This is a genomic window from Embleya sp. NPDC059237, assembly GCF_042754105.1.
GTDB lineage: Bacteria > Actinomycetota > Actinomycetes > Streptomycetales > Streptomycetaceae > Embleya.
On the sequence record NZ_JBHZAE010000033.1, the window covers coordinates 9,197 to 25,770 of the forward strand.

Annotated in this window: 8 protein-coding genes and 1 pseudogene; 2 read left to right on the forward strand and 7 right to left on the reverse strand. The window is 73.5% G+C overall.

All coding sequences use genetic code 11. The annotated features are described in order from the left end of the window. Window positions 1–199 precede the first annotated feature (199 nt). The 5 genes from ACFXKZ_RS50250 to ACFXKZ_RS50270 all read right to left on the reverse strand — a co-directional run bounded on the left by ACFXKZ_RS50250 (window position 200) and on the right by ACFXKZ_RS50270 (window position 13,111). Window positions 200–1,984, reverse strand: a complete 1,785-nt coding sequence (locus tag ACFXKZ_RS50250) for a methyltransferase (RefSeq protein ID WP_380014513.1) — start codon at window positions 1,982–1,984, stop codon at window positions 200–202. 148 nt (window positions 1,985–2,132) lie between these two features. Then, on the reverse strand, window positions 2,133–3,962 hold the full coding sequence (locus ACFXKZ_RS50255) for an acyl-CoA dehydrogenase (protein ID WP_380014516.1): 1,830 nt from the start codon (window positions 3,960–3,962) through the stop codon (window positions 2,133–2,135). A 92-nt stretch (window positions 3,963–4,054) separates the two neighbouring features. Further along, on the reverse strand, window positions 4,055–10,003 hold the full coding sequence (locus ACFXKZ_RS50260) for a beta-ketoacyl synthase N-terminal-like domain-containing protein (RefSeq protein WP_380014519.1): 5,949 nt from the start codon (window positions 10,001–10,003) through the stop codon (window positions 4,055–4,057). Between the two features lie 511 nt (window positions 10,004–10,514). After that, window positions 10,515–11,579 carry an ROK family protein gene (locus ACFXKZ_RS50265; RefSeq protein ID WP_380014522.1) on the reverse strand — a complete coding sequence of 355 codons (1,065 nt, stop codon included), beginning with the start codon at window positions 11,577–11,579 and terminating at the stop codon, window positions 10,515–10,517. Then, the gene (locus tag ACFXKZ_RS50270; protein WP_380014525.1) at window positions 11,576–13,111 is read right to left on the reverse strand and encodes an APC family permease; all 1,536 of its coding nucleotides are present in this window, start codon (window positions 13,109–13,111) and stop codon (window positions 11,576–11,578) included. Before ACFXKZ_RS50270 ends, ACFXKZ_RS50265 begins: the two co-directional genes overlap by 4 nt. 227 nt (window positions 13,112–13,338) lie before the next feature. On the opposite strand from ACFXKZ_RS50270, the gene ACFXKZ_RS50275 reads away from it, so the two are divergent. Next, window positions 13,339–14,577: an ROK family protein gene (locus ACFXKZ_RS50275; RefSeq protein ID WP_380014528.1), complete on the forward strand. Its 1,239-nt coding sequence runs from the start codon at window positions 13,339–13,341 to the stop codon at window positions 14,575–14,577. Between the two features lie 12 nt (window positions 14,578–14,589). On the opposite strand, the gene ACFXKZ_RS50280 is transcribed toward ACFXKZ_RS50275, so the two are convergent. Together ACFXKZ_RS50280 and ACFXKZ_RS50285 are read right to left on the reverse strand one after the other, a co-directional pair. Next, window positions 14,590–14,952: a transposase gene (locus ACFXKZ_RS50280; protein ID WP_380014588.1), complete on the reverse strand. Its 363-nt coding sequence runs from the start codon at window positions 14,950–14,952 to the stop codon at window positions 14,590–14,592. Window positions 14,953–15,006: 54 nt separating this feature from the next. Beyond that, window positions 15,007–15,354 (reverse strand): annotated as a pseudogene (locus tag ACFXKZ_RS50285) (winged helix-turn-helix transcriptional regulator); the annotation flags it as partial. A 163-nt stretch (window positions 15,355–15,517) separates the two neighbouring features. On the opposite strand from ACFXKZ_RS50285, the gene ACFXKZ_RS50290 reads away from it, so the two are divergent. Next, window positions 15,518–16,429, forward strand: coding sequence for an NAD(P)-binding domain-containing protein (locus tag ACFXKZ_RS50290; RefSeq protein WP_380014531.1), 912 nt, complete (start codon window positions 15,518–15,520; stop codon window positions 16,427–16,429). Window positions 16,430–16,574 lie beyond the last annotated feature (145 nt).

The window sequence follows — 16,574 nt, forward strand, 5'->3', positions numbered from 1 at the left end:
GCGCCCCCCCCCCCATGATCGGGCGCCCCCGCGCCGCGGGCCCCCGGCGCCAACCACATCCCCGGGGGGGGGGCGGGCGGGGGGGGGCGGGGCCCCCCCCCCCCCGGGGGGGGGGGGCCCCCCCCGCCGCCGCATGTCCGGTGCCCACGTGTGCCCGGTGCCCGCACGTGTGCCCGGTGTCTACGTGCGCGTCCGGTGCCTACTCCTGCGTGGGGCGCGGTCGCGCGGTGAGTACCGCCATGTCCAGCGGCAGCGGTCGCAGGTCGAGCAGTTCGAAGCCGCCCTCGGCCAGCAACGCGCGGTACTCCGCCACCGTGCGCTCGCGACCTCGGGCGTTGGTCATCATCTGGATGTCGAAGCGCAGCGGCAACACCGATTCGCCCGCCTCGACGATCGGCCGTTCGACGATCGCCAGGCGTGCGTCGACCGGCATCGCCCGGGCCAGGGCCCGCAACACGACCAGGCACTCGGCGTCCGCCCAGTCGTGCAGGATCCGGGCCAGCAGGTACACGTCTCCGCCGCCGGGCAGCGGATCGACGAAGAAGTCGCCGACCACCGGGTCGCACCGGTCCTTGGCGGCCGATGCGGCGAGCAACTCCCGGGCGGCGTCGACCACATGCCCCCGCTCGAAGAGCACCCCGCGTGCGGTCGGATGCTCGCGCAACACGCGTAGCAGCAACTCCCCGTCGCCGCCCCCGACATCGACCACCGTCGCGGCCGGCGGCAGATCCAGGGCGGCCGGCACCGCGTCGAAGACGATCGTGCCGAACGCCATCGCCTCCCGAAACAGCCGGGCGTCGTCCGGGTGTTCCGCGAAATATTCGAACGACTCGCGGCCGTGCACCCGGGTGAACGCGTCCTCGCCGGTGCGCACCGTGTGCTCCAGCCCGAGATACGACGTGAAGAACAGACCGCTGTACAGGTCCGCCAGCGCGGCCAACGATCCGTCCCGATCGGTGCGCAGCAGCGCACCGCGCTCGGTGAGCCGATAGTGCCCGTCCGCCTCGGCCCGGAACACCCCGTGCCCGGCCAGCAGGCGCAACAGCCGCCCCAGGCGGTCCGGTTCGGCGCCCGCCGCCTCGGCCAGCGCGGCCACCGACCGGGACCCGTCGCCGAGGTGGTCGGCCAGGCCCAGCCGCGCCGCGACACCGATCGCCTGGGTCACCCACGCGCCGGTGACCAGGTGCAACATCTCCCGGATCGGGTCCTCGCCCGGCGGATCCTCGTGCACCGGCGAACCGACTCGACCGGCCGCCGGGTTCGGAGCCGCATGGCGCCGCAGTACCTCGGGATACGAACCGGTGGCCAGGATCTCCAGGCGGCGCGGCCAGCGGTCCGAGGCCGGTTCGCCGGTGCTGCGGAAGTACAGCACGAAGGTGTCCTCGTGCGGATTGAAGCCGCCGCCGTCCCGCAGCACCTCGTCCCGGGACACCAGCAGGTCGTGCAGATCCAGGAGGGTGACCGGGGTCGGCTCGACCACGCGGAAGGCGAAGTGTGTCTCGCCGTTGCGGGCGCGCTCCTCGGCCCGTAGTCGGGCGAAGTCGGCTCCCGGGACCGGTGCCACGGCGAACAGTTCGAGGTTGCGGCCCTCGCAGGCGGCGACCCCGTCGCCGGGCAGCGAGCATCGCACGATGTGTACCTCGACCGAATCCGCGCGCAGGCCCAGGCGTTCGGCGATGCGGTCGCGAACGACGGTGCTGGGCACGACCTCGGTGGTCCGTAATCCCCAGTGCGGCAGTCGGTCGAGCAGGTCGCCGAGCCGCTCCGGGAAGACGAGCAGCGCGGCGTGGTCGAAGCGGCAGTGCCGGGACACCATGTCCACGACCGCGTCGGGAACTCCCGGCGGCAGCGCGGCGCGGAGAATGTCCGCCGCGCCGTGTCCGCACACGTGGTCGATCAACGCGCGGATACGGTCGGCGTCCGGATCGGACAGGTGCTCGGGGGCGATCCCGGTCGGGACGGCCGTCGAAGGTGCAGGGTTCATCGAAGCTCCGTTTGTCCGTGGTCCGAGGGGTGGTGCGCGCGCGTCCCGAACGGCCCGGCGGGGGTGCGCGGGTCGGGGCGGGGCGCCCTGTGGAGGTATGAGGAGTCAGAGGGGTGCCCGGAGAGGCCGATCCGGGGGCGGCGGGGCGTCACGTCGTCAGGTCGCCGATCGGGTCGTCCCCGGCCAGGGCGCCCCGGACCAGGCCCGGCGGTACGTCCAGCAGGTCGACCAACGCCCGGGCGTGCGGCGCCAGTCGGGCGCACGCGGCGTCGATGCGGGCCGACAGGGTGCGTACCTCGTCGGCGGTGAGCAGACCGGCGGCCAGGAGCCGGCCGTCGTGCGCCGCGACTTCCTCCAGGACCCGGACCAGGCACAGGTCGTCGAGCACCGGCTCGGCCACCCGGTGCCCGAACATCGGGCGGGCGTCGTGGATCAGCGCCTCGACGGTGATCCGCGCCGCGTACGCCTCGCCCAGGCGCTCGGCGGCATCGGCGCAGTCGTTGCGCAGGACGAAGGGGTCGGTCCCTCGCTCGGCGCCGATCCGCAGCCGCTCGACGAGTTCTTCGTGCAGAAGTCGCTCGCGGGCGCGGAACAGGCCCGCCCAGCCGCCGCGTTCGAGGGGCGCGGTGGAGGGGCCCGGGGCGTCGGGGTCGTGGGGTGCGTCGGGCGCGGCCGGGGGCTCGTAGTCGACGCCGGTCGCCATCGACCAGCCCGCGTCGAGGAGGATCAACTGGTTGTCGCCGCCCGCCGCGTTGAAGGCCATCGCCAGGCCCTGGTAGTCGATCAGCCGGTTCTCCGCGAAGAAGCCGAACGCGCCGCACGCCCGCCGACAGCGCGACACGGCCTGTTCGGCGAGTCGATCGGTGGTCACCTTGAGCAGCGAGGCGGTGCGCATCGTGGCCGGGGGCAGACCCCGATCGGCCCCCCGGTGCACCGGCAACCGCCAGCACAGGTCGGTCGCCCGGCGGGCCAGCACCGTCGCGGTCAAGGCCGCCGCGTGGGCGCCGAACAGTGCGCGCTGCTGGTTGCGGTGGGCCAGCGCGGGGGTTTCCGGATCGAAGCGGCCGACCGTGCGGCGCCGGTGGGCATGGGCAAGGGCGATCGCGGTCGCGGCGCGCGTGACGGCGGCCATCCCGGTCGCGATCGCTCCCCACGCGAACCTGCTCTGGCCCTGGCTGCGCCGGCTGCGGGCCGCCGGGTCGAGCGGGTCCTGATGGCCCTCCGGTGCGGTGATCGTGGCCCCGTCGCGCAACCAGCGGTCGGCGGGAACCCGAACGTGCTCGAAGCGTACGGCCGCGTAGTCCAGCGGCAACAGACCGGTCGGCGGTCGCGGCGTGATCACCACCCCCGGGCACGGGCCGACCTCGTCCCGCAGCGGCACCAGGAACAGCCCGGTGCCCCGGCCGATGCCGTCCACCACGATCCGCGCGCCGACGACCGCCACTCGGGGCACACCGGAAAGGCCCACGTTGGGCGGGTACTTGCTCGCCTCGGCGTCCGGGGTGTGCAGGTCGAACGCCTCGCCGGCCGGGTCCCAGACCGCCTCGGTGCGGATGCCGGCGGAGCTGTTGCCCCGGCCCACCTCGGTCATCAGCGCGGCGCCGATCGAGGGGCCGAGGGCCAGTTCGGCGATGTCCCGGGGGCTCGCCCCGAAGTCCAGCGCGGGGCCAAGGGTCATGCAGTGGTGCAGGAACATCACGTGGAACACGCTCGGGTCGACCATCGCGGCGAGTTCGAGCAGTTCGCGCAGGTACGCGGGATGGCGCAGGAGCGGATCCTCGCCGGATATGCGCTCGTGCAGCCACCGCACCCGACGATAGGTCAGCGCGTCCCGGACCGGCCCGGCGATCGCCGCGTCGGGCCCCGCCGGCGGATCGAAGAGCACGTCGGCGAACAACTTGGCGGGGTCGGGGAAGGCGGGCTCGGTGGGCGGAACGGGGGCGTGTCCCACGGCTGTTCGCCGGGTGGGCTCGGTCATCCGGGTGGCTCCTGACACAAGGGGTGGCCGCACGACGCCGGGAGCCGGCGGTGCGGTGGTACGACGGGCGGACGGGGTGCGGACGGGGGTGGTCACCGATCTGCCGCGTCGAACGGGAGCCGGAGCAGCCAGGATTCGACCGCCGCGACCACCGGTGCGGAATGCGCGTCGAGCACCGAGAAGTGGTCGCCGGGCACGTCCACGCGGGTGTGCGGAAGCGCCCAGTCGGCGGCCCCGACGAGCGGTCGTTCGGCCCGGAGCAGCAGCGTGGGCGTGCCGATCGGCTCCGGTTGCCGGGTGGTCAGGATGCGGAGGTAGGCGCCGGTCGCGGTGAGCCGGGTCGGGCCGGCGTCGATCGGGTCGGCGGCCTCGGAGCGGGCGTCGGTCCCGGGGCCGGCTTCCGTCCCGGACCCGGCCCGGGGCGCGGCAAGGATCGTCGGCAGCGCCGTGGCGAGGAGGTCGGGATCCGGTCGCGAGGTGTCGAGCAGGACCACCCCCGCGGCCTGCCGGCCGAGCGCCTCCAGGCGGCCCGCCACCGCGTGGGCGATCAGCCCGCCGGAGGAGTGGCCGCACACCACGAACGGCGCCGAACCGTCGCGGCGTTCCAAACCGGCGACGTGTGCCGCGACGAGGGCGTCCAGGTCGCGCGGCAGCGGTTCGCCGGCCAGGAAGCCCGGTTGGGACAGGACGTGGACGGTACGCACGCCGGCCCAGTGGGCCACGAGGCGGGCGTACTCGTGCGGCCCGCTCATCGGCAACACCGAGGGCAGCCAGATCAGTTCCGGGTGCGCCTCGCCCCGGGCCCGGGTGCGGCCGATCGAGGCGTGCGCGGGCGCGCCAAAGGCGTCGAAGGCGGGTCGCAGTCGCGAAGCGCTCGCGAGGATGTCAAGGGCGACGGCAGCCTGTCCGTCCGCGCACGCTCGGCGCACCAACCCGTCCAGCCCGTCCGGCAGTTCGGCGGAGGCCACGGCAGGCGGAGCGGCGGCCACGACCCGGGTCCAGACGTAGCCGGCGAGTCGGGTCGGGGTGGGGAGGTCGAACACGACTGCGGCAGGCAGCCGGACACCGAGCAGATCGGTCAGCCGGCGGCGCAGGCGGGCTGCGGCGAGCGAGTCGAACCCGTGTTCCTGGAAGGCACGATCGGCCGGGATCTCGTCGGCGTCGGGATATCCGATCACGTCGGCGGCGATCCGCCGGACCAGGTCCGACACGGCGATCCGGCCCTCGGCTTCCGGGAGGGCGCGAATACGGTCGGCGGTTTCGGCGGTGTCGGCGTCGGCGGGTCGGTCGGGCGTGGGCGGCAGCGGGCCGGCGGGCGTGGACGTGTCGGGCAACCAGTACCGCTCCCGCCGGAACGGGTAGGTGGGCAACTCGACCAGGTCCCGCGCCTGCCCGGGGCAGACCGATCGCCAATCGACGGACACACCCTGGACGTACGCGTCGGCCATCGACAGCAGGAACCGACGCATTCCGCCGTCGCCTCGGCGCAGGCTGCCCACGGCCACCACGTCCCGTCCGGCCGCCTCCGCGCTCTCGTGTACGGCGTGGGTGAGCAGCGGATGCGGACTGGGTTCGACGAAGCAGCGGTGGCCGTCGGCCAGCAGCTTGCCGACGGTGGTGTCGAACGCGACCGGCAGGCGCAGATTGCGGTACCAGTACTCGGCGTTCATCCTCCGCGTGTCCAACCGGCCGGGGTCGACCGTGGAGTAGAGCGGGATGTGCCCGGCGCGCGGGGTGATCCCGGCGAGTTCGGCGCGCAGGCGGTGTTCGGCTTCGGCCACGTGTGCCGAGTGCGAGGCGTAGTCGACGGGGAGTCGGGCCACCCGGACGTCCTCGGCCCGCAGTTCGGCCAGCAGCGCGTCCACCTCGGGGGCGTCCCCGGCGAGTACCACCGAACGCGGCGCATTGACGGCGGCGATGCTCACCCGGCCGTCCCGAAGCGCCGCGCGGGCCCGGAGTTCGTCGGCGGACAGCGCGACGGAGGCCATCGCGCCACCCGCGAGTTCGCGCACCACCCGCGCCCGTACGGCGACCACCCGGGCGGCGTCGGCGAGCGACAATGCTCCGCATATGTACGCGGCGGCCACCTCACCCTGGCTGTGTCCGACCACGGCGGCGGGTCGTACGCCGTACGCGCGCCAGAGTTCGGCCAGCGAGACCTGCGTGGCGAACAACACCGCCTGGATCACCTCGACCCCGTCCGCCGGCGGACCGTCGGCGGCGCCGCGCAGGACGTCGAGCGGGGACCAGTGCAGGTGTTCGGCCAGGGCCGCATCGCAGGCGGCCATCGAGCGGGCGAACTCCGATGACTCGGCGAGCAGTCCGTCGACCATGCCGGCCCACTGCGACCCCTGGCCGGGGAACACGAACACGGCCTCGCCGACCGGCCCGGCGATCCCGCCGACCAGGTCCGGCGTGTCCTCTCCGGCGGCGAACGCGCGCAACGCGGCGCGGTAGGCGGCCGGTTCGTCGGCGACCACGACGGCGCGGTGCTCGAAGCCGGTCCGGGTACGGGCAAGGGTGTGGCCGACGGCGGCCGGCACGCAGTCGGCCCGGACGGTGGGGTGATCGGCCAGCCGTTCGGCGATTACCCGCAGCGCTGCCGGGGTCTTCGCGGACAGGACCCAGGGCACGGGCCGGCCCGGCGCGGCGGGTCGTGCGTGCGGCGCGTCGTCGGCCGCGTCCGCCTCCGCCACCAGCACATGGGCGTTGGTGCCGCTGATTCCGAACGCCGATACACCCGCGATGCGGGGGCGGTCGGGGGACCTCGGCCACGGGGTCGCGGCGGTCAGCAGCCGAACCGTGTCGCTCGTCCAGTCGACGTGGGGGGTCGGCGCGTCCACGTGGAGTGTGCGGGGCAGTACGCCGTGACGCAGCGCCAGTACCGTCTTGATCACCCCGGCGATCCCGGCGGCGGCCTGGGTATGGCCCAGGTTCGACTTGATCGAGCCCAGCCACAGCGGTGCGGGCGCGCGGCGCCCGGTGCCGTAACCGGCCAGGATCGCGCGGGCCTCGATCGGGTCGCCCAAGGGGGTTCCGGTGCCGTGTGCCTCGACCGCGTCCACCTGGTCGGCGGTCAACCCGGCGTCGGCCAGGGCCTGGCGGATCACCTGCTCCTGGGCGCCGCCGTGGGGCGCGGTCAGCCCGTTGCTCGCGCCGTCCTGGTTGACCGCGGAGCCGCGCAACTCGGCGAGGATGGCATGGCCCAGGCGCCGGGCGTCGGAGCGTCGTTCCAGGATCAGTACGCCCGCGCCCTCGGCCCAGCCGGCGCCGTCCGCCGCCGCCGCGAACGCCTTGCAGCGGCCGTCGGCGGCCAGCGCGCGCTGCCGGCTGAACTCGACGAACGAGCCGGGGCCGGCCATCACGGTCACCCCGCCCACCACGGCCAGCGTGCACTCGCGGCGGCGCAGCGCCTGACCGGCCAGGTGCAAGGCGACCAGCGACGACGAGCAGGCGGTGTCCACGGTGAGCGCGGGACCGGTCAGGCCCAGCTGGTAGGCGATCCGGCCGGACGCCACACTCGCGGCGTTGCCGGTGAGCAGCCGACCGTCGAAGCGCTCCGGGGCCTCGCCGACGCGCGGCGCGTAGTCCGCGGCCATCATGCCGACGTAGACGCCGGTGGGTGTGCCGCGCAGGGTCGCGGGGTCGATGCCGGCCCGCTCCAGCGCCTCCCACGTGGTTTCCAGGAGCAGCCGCTGCTGCGGATCCATGGCCAGAGCCTCGCCGGGGCCGATGCCGAAGAAGCGGGCGTCGAAGTCGGCGGCGTCGGCGACGAATCCGCCGTGTCGCACGTAGGAGGTGCCCGGGTGGTCGGGGTCGGGGTGGTACAGCCGCGCCGCGTCCCAGCCGCGATCGGTGGGGAATTCGGTGATCGTGTCGCGGCCCTCGTCGAGCACGCGCCACAGGTCGGCCGGGGAAACGGTCCCGCCGGGGAGGCGGCAGCCCATCCCGACGATCACCAGGGGTTCGTCGTCGTCTGCGGCGGCCGGCTGCGGCCCGGCGGTGTCGTCCGGTTGTGCCTCGCCGCCGAGGGCGGCCAGGTGTCGGGCCAGCGCGCGCGGGGTCGGGTGGTCGTAGACCACCGTGCTGGGCAGCGGGATCCCGACCGCGTCCGACAGCCGCAGGGCCAGCCGCACCGCAGCCGCCGAATGCAGGCCGAGCGAGCCGAACGTGGCGTCGGGCGCGATGGGTTCGGCCGGGTCGGCATCGACCGCGTCCGTGGTGAGGTCGAGGACCAGGGCGAGCGCGTCGGCTGATCGCGGCGCCCGAGTCGCGGGGTCGGTTGGGCCGACCGAATCGGTAGGGCCGACCGAGTCGGGCGGGTCGGCTGGACCGACTGAATGAGCGGGCTCCATCGAGTCGGTCAAGTCGCCCGAGTCGGCCGGGTGTTCCGGATCGGCCACCGCCGCGATCGGCCGGTCCGGGTCGGTGGCCCCCGTCCGGCTCGCCAGCAGCTCCGCCAGCCGGCCGCGCGCGATCTTGCCGGTCGGGGTGACCGGCACCTCATCGACCACGATCAGCGCCAACGGCCACTTGTACTCGGCGACTTCCCGGCGGGCCAGGTGCGCCCGGATCCCGTCCAGGTCGATCGTGGCGCCCGGGCGCAACGCGGCGACCGCGCAGGGGTATTCGCCCAGCCGGGCGTCCGGGCGCGCGCCGATCGCGACGGTGGCGAACTGCGGCAATTCGTCGAGCACCGCCTCGACCTCGGCGGCGCCGAACTTCAGCCCGCCGACGTTGATCGACTCGGCGTGCCGGCCGTGGAAGACCACGGTGCCGTCCTCGGCGAGCGCGGCCCGGTCCCCGGTACGCAACCAGCCGTCGGCGGTCATCGCCGCGCGGGTGAGTTCCGGGTCGCCGAGGTAGCCCCGGAACACATGCGGCCCCCGGTACTGGAGTTCGCCCACCTCGCCGGGCACGCACGGCGCACCGCTCTCGTCCAGCACCCGTACCCGGGCGTCCTGTATCGGGCGGCCGATGCTGCGCGCGGCAACCTCGGGTGGATCGTCCGGGAGGGTGTACGTGCCGGCCCCGAGTTCGGACATGCCCCACTGGACGATCGTGCGGGCCCCGGCGACGCGGCGCAGTTCCGCGACCAGCCGGCCCGGCACGGCGGCGCCGCCGGTGCGGACCTCGCGCAGCCGGATCGGTGGGTGTGTCCCGGTCCGGCCCACCACGTCGCGCAGTTGTGCCGGGACGGCGAACAGCACGGTGGCGTCGACCCGGGCGGCCAGATCGGCGAAGGTCTCGACGTCCCAGGCGGGGAGCAGCGCCTGACGATGGCCGACCAGCACCGACAGGTGGACCGACAACAGGCCGAACAGGTGGGTGAACGCACTTGCGCTGACGATCGTGTCGTCCGCCCGGATCCGCCCCTCCCGGGCCACCGTCGCGGCGTTCGCGAGCAGCCCGGCATGGCTGTGCAGGCAGAGTTTGGGCCGGGTGGAGGTGGTTCCGGAGGAGGGCAGCAGGACGAACGGCTGCTCCGGGCGCACCGGAACCGGGCGTGGTCGGCGGCCGGCGTATGCGCGCAGCAGCCCCGCGAACGATCGCACGTCGGGCGTTTCGGTGACCTCACCGGTCACCAACAGGCGGGTGGGGACGGCCAGTCCCGCCGATATTCGACGTGCGTCACCGAGTTCGTCCCGACCGTGCCACGCGGCCGGCAGCACGAGGACCCGGGGCGTCACCCGTTCCAGTAACGACCGCTGTTCGCGCGGGCCCAGGGCCAGATGCAGCGGCACCATCACCGCACCCAGGTCGGCGATCGCGACATGCGCGAGCAGGAACTCCCAGGAGTTGGCCAGCCGTACCGCCACGGGGTCGCCGGGGCGCACGCCGAGGTCCTGGAGTCCGGCGGCCAACGCGTGTGACTCGGCCCGCCATTCGCGCCAGGTCCGGGTGTGTTCCCCGTCGGACACCGCGGGTGCGTCGGCCCACGCGGCGGCGGCCTCGGCGAACAGGTCGGGCAGCGTACGCGGGTCCTCGACCCGGTCGTGCATCGTTTCGTCGATCAGGTAGTCGCCCACCGTGATGGCCATCCGCACCTACCCCCGCACACCGAATGGGCCGCCACACGCCGACCGTTGCGCACACAGGCGGTGACCATGGCGCGCGTATGCGTGTGCATGGTGCGGGTGGGGTGCACATCTTGTCAAGACGAAAGGGTCTTATCGGTCGATCATTTCGATCGGGATGCGAACGCCGGCGTGCGGCGCGCGTTGTCGGGAGCCGGCGGAAGTCGCCCGGCGTCGGCCGCAATCGCACACCCGCCGGGGCGAATTCGGAGCGGTCGTTGTCCGGGTGGGGACGAATTCCGACGCGCATATCGCGCGTGCCGCGCCCGAATTCGGATCCGGTGTCGAATTGGGGCAGGCGAACCCGGTACACGTTCCGAATGCAGTCCGGGCGCATTCGGAACGGGTACCGGGCGGATTGCGAGCGCACTCGGTGCGCTCCCGGCCCGCGTGCCGGACCGATCCGGTCCGCAATTCCCCCGTCGTTCGGGCCGATTCCGGGCACGTCGAGCACGTATCGAGCCGAGGCGACCCCTTACGGTCGCCCGGCATTGGAGGTCGCCCCGGCGGTGGCCGTCGGCAGGCGGGGCAATTCGGCGGCGAGCGAGAGGGCGCCCCGCAGGGAGGCGTCCTGGAGGAAGCGGGCCGGGACGACCACCGGCGGGAAGGGCACGGCGGTGCGGATCCGGGCGCGCAGCGCGGCCAGCACACGCGGCGCGGAACGCATCAGGCCGCCGGTGATCGCGATGCGTTCGGCGTCGATCGTGATCGCCAGATTCGCGATGTGGACCGCGAGTTCGTCCAGCGCCTCGTCGACCAGGGCCCGTACGCGCGGATCCGGGTCGGTGAACAGCGCGGCGGCGTCCACCTCACGGCCGAGCAGTTCGCCGCCGCGCCTGCCCAGGCCGCTGCCGGCGGTGTGCTCCTCCAACGGCGCGCGCCCGGCGCCGAATCCGACGTCCGCGCGATCTCGAAGCAGGTAACCGATCTCGCCCGCCGCGCCGTTCGCCCCGGCCAGGACCCGCCCGCCGAGCACGATCGCCGCGGCGATCCCGGTGCCGAGGGTGAGCAGGATCGCCGGATCCGCGCCGCGCAGCGCGCCCCAGCGGGACTCGGCCAGCGCCGCCGCCTTTCCGTCGTTGCCGACCGCTACCCGCTCGGGGTCCAGGTCGAAACCCTCGGCCAAGGTGGCCGCGAGCGCCAGATCCTGCCAACCGGGCACGTTGGGCGCGAGCAACACCCGGTCGGGCAGCACGATTCCGGGGCTGACCGCGCCCACCGCCGAGCAGTGCCCGCCGGTATCGGCCGCGGTCCGTGCGACCAGGTCGCGCGCCGCGTGCATCGCACGCCGCACCGCCTGCTCGGCGCCCTCGCGGGCGTCGGTTTCCAGCCGTTCGCCGGCCAGCACCGTGCCGTCCGGCCGCGCGGTCGCCACCGCGATCTTGGTGCCACCGAAGTCAATGCCACACACGAACGACTCCCCCACCCCCGCGCCGAAGCGGGCGAACACCCGCTCCGGCGCGGGAAGGGCGGCGGGAGCTTCCGGAGCGCCGAATCCCTCGGCGGCAGCGGGATTTCGATCACCGCCGACCGCCTTCATGCGGGCTCCGCGACGCCGCCGCCGGCCGCACCGGCTCCACCCGGCCCGACCTCGCTCGCCGCCGCACCGGCCGGTGCCGGCTCACCATCGACCTTGCCGTCCACATCCGCCTCGTTCCGGTTCAAGTACACCTCGTCGATCTCCCTCGGCCCGAACGGCCAGGTCCGCTCCACCTTCGCCCAGATCAGGAACGCCAGACACCCCAGCGCCACCCACGCCAGCGACCACTCGATCGGATGCCGGTCGGGCGAATTCTTGTCCGCGTAGCAGAAGATCGCTATCCAACCGACCAAGGAGACCACGGCCGGTACCGGGTAGAGCCACATCCGGTAGGGCCGACGCAGCCCGGGTTGCCGGCGGCGCAGCACGATCAGCGCGGCGACCTGGGACACCGCCTGAACGATCACCATCACCGCGGTCAGCAGCACGATGATCGTGTTGAAGTCGGTGTGGTTTCCGATCAGGAAACCGGCCGCGGTCACCACGCCCATGGTGACCAGGCCCACGGTCGGGAACCGGTGGCGCGGGTGCAGCCGGGCGAACTGCTTGAAGAACACCCGGTCACGGGCCGCGTCGAAGGGCACCCGGGAACCGCCGAGCAGGCCGGCGAACACCGACGCGAAGGCGGTGATCAGGATCAGCACGGTCACGGTCTGTGCCGCGCCCTTGCCCCACGCCTTCTCCAGGACCAGCGAACCGATCGACGAGGAACCGGAGATGGTGTCGGTGTCGGTCACCCCCAGTACGCCGATCTGCATGATCAGGTAGATCCCCATGATGCCCACGATCGAGTAGACGATCGAACGCGGCAGTACCCGGCCGGGGTTCTTGATCTCGGCGCCGAGGTAGGCGGTGGTGTTGTACCCGAGGTAGTCGTAGATGCCGATGTTCAGGCCGCCGACGAACGCCAGCCAGAAGGCCGTGGTGCCCATGTCGAACGCGCCGTCGGGGTAGGTGAAGGCCAGGTCGGCGTCGAAGTTGGTGTAGCACGCGATGATCACCGCACCCACGCTGATCAGCATGACCACCCACATGATGGTGCTGAGCAGCCCGATCGACTCGATCCGGCGCCACAGCAGCAGCACCACGAGCACCACCACACCGACGCCGACGACGTCGCCCTCGGTCTGCGACATCGAGGGCCACAGGTATTGCAGGTACTGCACCATGCCCAGCACGCCGGTGGACATGATCAGCGGGATGAACAGGATGGCCGTCCAGACGAACAGGAACGGCATCAGCCGACCCGTGCGGTATTGGAACGCCTCGCGCAGATAGATGTACGTGCCGCCCGCGCCCGGCATCGCGGCGCCGAGTTCGGCCCAGATCAGGCCGTCGGCGAGGGCGAGCAGCGCGCCGGCGAGGAAGCCGAGGATGGCCTGCGGACCGCCGAAGGTGCCGACCATCAGCGGAATCGTGACGAACGGTCCGATGCCGCACATCTGGCTCATGTTGATCGCGGTCGCCTGGAACAGGCCGATCCGGCGGACGAATCCGCCGTCCGGCGTGGTCGTTCTCGGGCCGGCGCTCATCGTGGACCTCCTGCAGAGGGGTACCCCCGGGGGAACGCCGGGGGTCGGAACGATGGTGCGGAGAAAGGGACTTCGGACAGCGGCCGAGTGCTCGGGGCCGTCGGTTTGTTAAGTAAAATTCCTTAACTAATCCTCGTCAAGAGCGCCCGGGGATCGAGGCCACATCTTTGCCCTTCCGTGGCGGTTACAGTGGCGCGACTACCTTCGATGCCGCTGACGGAGAGCCGATGACCCCAGGAGGTATCCCGCCGGAACCCGACGCGCCCGCCGTGGCGCACTGGAACCGGGGCGTACTGCGCAGTCACAACGAGCGGGTACTCCTGGATCGGGTCCGCGCCGCCGCGCCCATCTCGCGCGCCCAACTCGCCCGCGACACCGGCCTGTCCAAACCGACGGTGTCCACCGCCCTGGAGGCGCTGGAACGCGCGGGGCTGGTGCGACCGGTGGGCCTGGAAACCGGCGCGCGGGGCCGGGCCGCGCTGCTGTACGAGCCCGATCCGACGGCGGGCTACGTGGTGGGGATCGACGTCGGGCGGTCCTGGATCCGGGTCGCGGTCGCCGACCTGGACGGCCGGCTGCTGGCCCGGCAGGACCGGCACAACCGGGCCCGTACCTCGGCCACCATGCTGGCCACCGCCACCGACCTGGCGCAGACCGTGGTCGCCGACGCCGGTCTGGAGCCGACCGCCGTGGTGCACACCGTGATCGGCTGCCCGGGCGTGTACGACCGCGCGGCCGACCGGATCCGGTACGCGGTCAACCTGCCCGGATGGGGCCGCCCGGGCCTGCGCGGCCGGATGGAGGCGGCGCTGGGCACCACCGTGGACATCGTCAACGACGCCAACCTGGCCGCGCTCGGCGAATACCACGGCGGTGCCGGCGCGGGCTGCCCGCTGTTCGTGTACGTCACCGTCGGCACCGGCCTGGGCATGGGCATCGTCGCCGACGGGCGGCTGTTCCCGGGCGCGGGTGGCGCGGCGGGCGAGATCGGCTTCCTGCCGCTGTCCCCGCGCCCGTCGGACCGGGTCGGGCACGGCGCGAGCGGCCCGGTGCCGCGACGCGGCATGCTGGAGGACGCGGTGTCCGCCGACGCGGTCGTGCGCGGCGCGCGGGCGCTGGGGATGACCGGGCCGCTCACCGCGAAGGCCGTCTTCGACGCCGCCCGCCGCGCGGAGGAGCCGGCCGCGAGCGCGGTCCGGCACGAGGCGCAGCGGCTCGCCCACGTGGTGGCCTCGGTCGCCGCCGTGCTCGATCCGGAACTGGTGGTCCTCGGCGGCGGGATCGGCGCCAACGCGGACCTGCTGCTCGGCCCGATGACCGCCGAACTGCACGAGTTGACCCCGCTGCGCCCGCGGGTGGCCGCGAGCGGCCTCGGCGAGGAGGCGGTCCTGCTCGGCGCGGTGGCCACGGCCGTCGCCACCGCCCGTGACCGTGTCTTCACCCACCACACGATGGGCCAGGGCTGACGGACGCCGGCGTCAGCTCGGGCCGACGACCAGCGGTCGCGGTTGGCGGGCCACCTCGCCCAGCCGGCCGATCAGACCGCGCAGCACCTCCGCGTCGTCCCCGCCGGCCGTCTGAAGGCGGTCCTGCAATACCCGGACGGCCGCCGCCCACGTGCCGTCGGCAACCCAGCGGCGCCGGCACGCGGCGACCGTCCGCCACGGCCCGAACCGGGGCGGCAGGTCGGCCCAGCGCACACCGGTCCGCATCCGGTACAGCACACCGTCGACGACCTGTCGCAGACCCGGCCCCCGGTCGGCAAAAGACCCGGACGCCGGCCAGAGCGGTGCGAGCAACGCCCATTCCCGGTCGGTGAGTTCGGTGCGATCGGCGACCACGGACAGGGTGATCAACCGGTCCGTGTCGGCGCTGTACCCGGACGTGTCGCCCAGGAGGTTCGCCCGCCCCCACGCGCCGAGCGGTCGCAGTGCCTCGTTCAGCGACGTGCCCAGCGGAGTGAGCGAATACTCGACCCGCAACGGCAGTTCGTCGAACTGCTCACGATGCACGATGCCGTCCAGTTCCAACTCCCGCAGATGCGAGGCCAGTACCTTCTCGGTGATCCCGGGTACCAACCGGCGCAGCTCGCCGAAGCGGCACGGGTGCTCGTTCAGCGCCCACAGGATGAGCACCTTCCACTTCCCGCCGACCACCCCCATGGCCGCGTCGATCCCGCAGACGTACGCCCCCGGCCTGCCCCTGCTCCTGCCCGTGCCAGTTCCCGTTCCCGTGCCCGTCATGTCCGTCCTCCGCCCGCTCGTCGCCCGTGCACCGCCCACGTGCCGCCCACGTTCCGCCCCCGCTGCGGTGCCGCTCGGGCCGTACCGGCGGCCGGGGTCGCGCGAGTACCCACTTACAAGTGCGTACTTGTCCGCCCGGACGCCGGTGACCAGCCTAATCGGCATGGAACCCGACACCCGAACGACCGATCCCACCATGCCCGCATCCACCCCCAAGCCCCCGCTCGCCGTACTCGGCCTGGGCGCCATGGGCGGCGCACTGGCCCGCGCCTGGCTCGCCGCCGGGCACCCACCGACCGTCTGGAACCGCACCCCGGGTCGGGCCGCGCCGTTCGCCGCCGCAGGCGCGACCGTCGCCGCGAGCGCCGCCGAGGCGGTGGCCGCGGCCGAGTTGGTCGTGGTGTGCCTGCTCGACCACGCCGCGGTCGAGGAGACCCTGGTCGGTGTCGACCTCGCCGGTCGGGACCTGGTCGACCTCACCACGACCACCCCCGCCGAGGCCCGCACCGCCGCCGCCCGGGCCGCCGAGCGTGGGGCCCGCTTCCTGGCGGGCGGGGTGATGGCGATCCCGCCGATGATCGGCGTACCCGGGGCCGGCGGCTACGTCTTCTACAGCGGCTCCCGGGAGGTCTTCGACACCCACGGCGACACCCTGGCCGTGCCGGCGGCCGGCCGCTACGTGGGCGCCGACGCCGGTTTCGCCGCGCTGTACGACGTGGCCCTGCTCAGCGCGATGACCGGGATGTTCGGCGGCATCACCCACGCCTTCGCACTGGTGCGCGACGAGGCGATCGCACCGACCGCCTTCGCCCCGCTGCTGGCCGAATGGCTGACCGCGATGGCATCCACGGCGCACCGCACGGCGGCCCAACTGGCGGCCGGCGACTACGTGTCGGGGGTGGCCTCCCCGCTCACGATGCAACTCGCGGGCGCGCCGACCCTCCTGCGTACCGCCGCCGAGCAGGGGGTCAGTCCCGAACTGCTGCTGCCCTATCTGGCCCTGATGGAGCGTCGGGTCGCCGACGGGCACGGGCACGAGAGCGGGACGGGGCTGATCGACCTGCTTCGCGGCTGAGTCGGGCCCGGATCCGCCTCCTCGATCCCAGATCCGAGCCGACCCAGGATCCGCGCGGTCGATCCCGAATGCGCGGAGCCCGGCCCGGATGCGCAAAGCCGCGCCCGGCTCGACTCGACACCCCCGAATCCCGTTGCCCGACTGC

Bases quoted from the DNA above. Each gene is read 5' to 3' on its own strand.
- ACFXKZ_RS50250 (WP_380014513.1), bottom strand. From the start codon at position 1,984: ATGAACCCTGCACCTTCGACGGCCGTCCCGACCGGGATCGCCCCCGAG.
- ACFXKZ_RS50255 (WP_380014516.1), bottom strand. From the start codon at position 3,962: ATGACCGAGCCCACCCGGCGAACAGCCGTGGGACACGCCCCCGTTCCG.
- ACFXKZ_RS50260 (WP_380014519.1), bottom strand. From the start codon at position 10,003: ATGGCCATCACGGTGGGCGACTACCTGATCGACGAAACGATGCACGAC.
- ACFXKZ_RS50265 (WP_380014522.1), bottom strand. From the start codon at position 11,579: ATGAAGGCGGTCGGCGGTGATCGAAATCCCGCTGCCGCCGAGGGATTC.
- ACFXKZ_RS50270 (WP_380014525.1), bottom strand. From the start codon at position 13,111: ATGAGCGCCGGCCCGAGAACGACCACGCCGGACGGCGGATTCGTCCGC.
- ACFXKZ_RS50275 (WP_380014528.1), top strand. From the start codon at position 13,339: ATGACCCCAGGAGGTATCCCGCCGGAACCCGACGCGCCCGCCGTGGCG.
- ACFXKZ_RS50290 (WP_380014531.1), top strand. From the start codon at position 15,518: ATGGAACCCGACACCCGAACGACCGATCCCACCATGCCCGCATCCACC.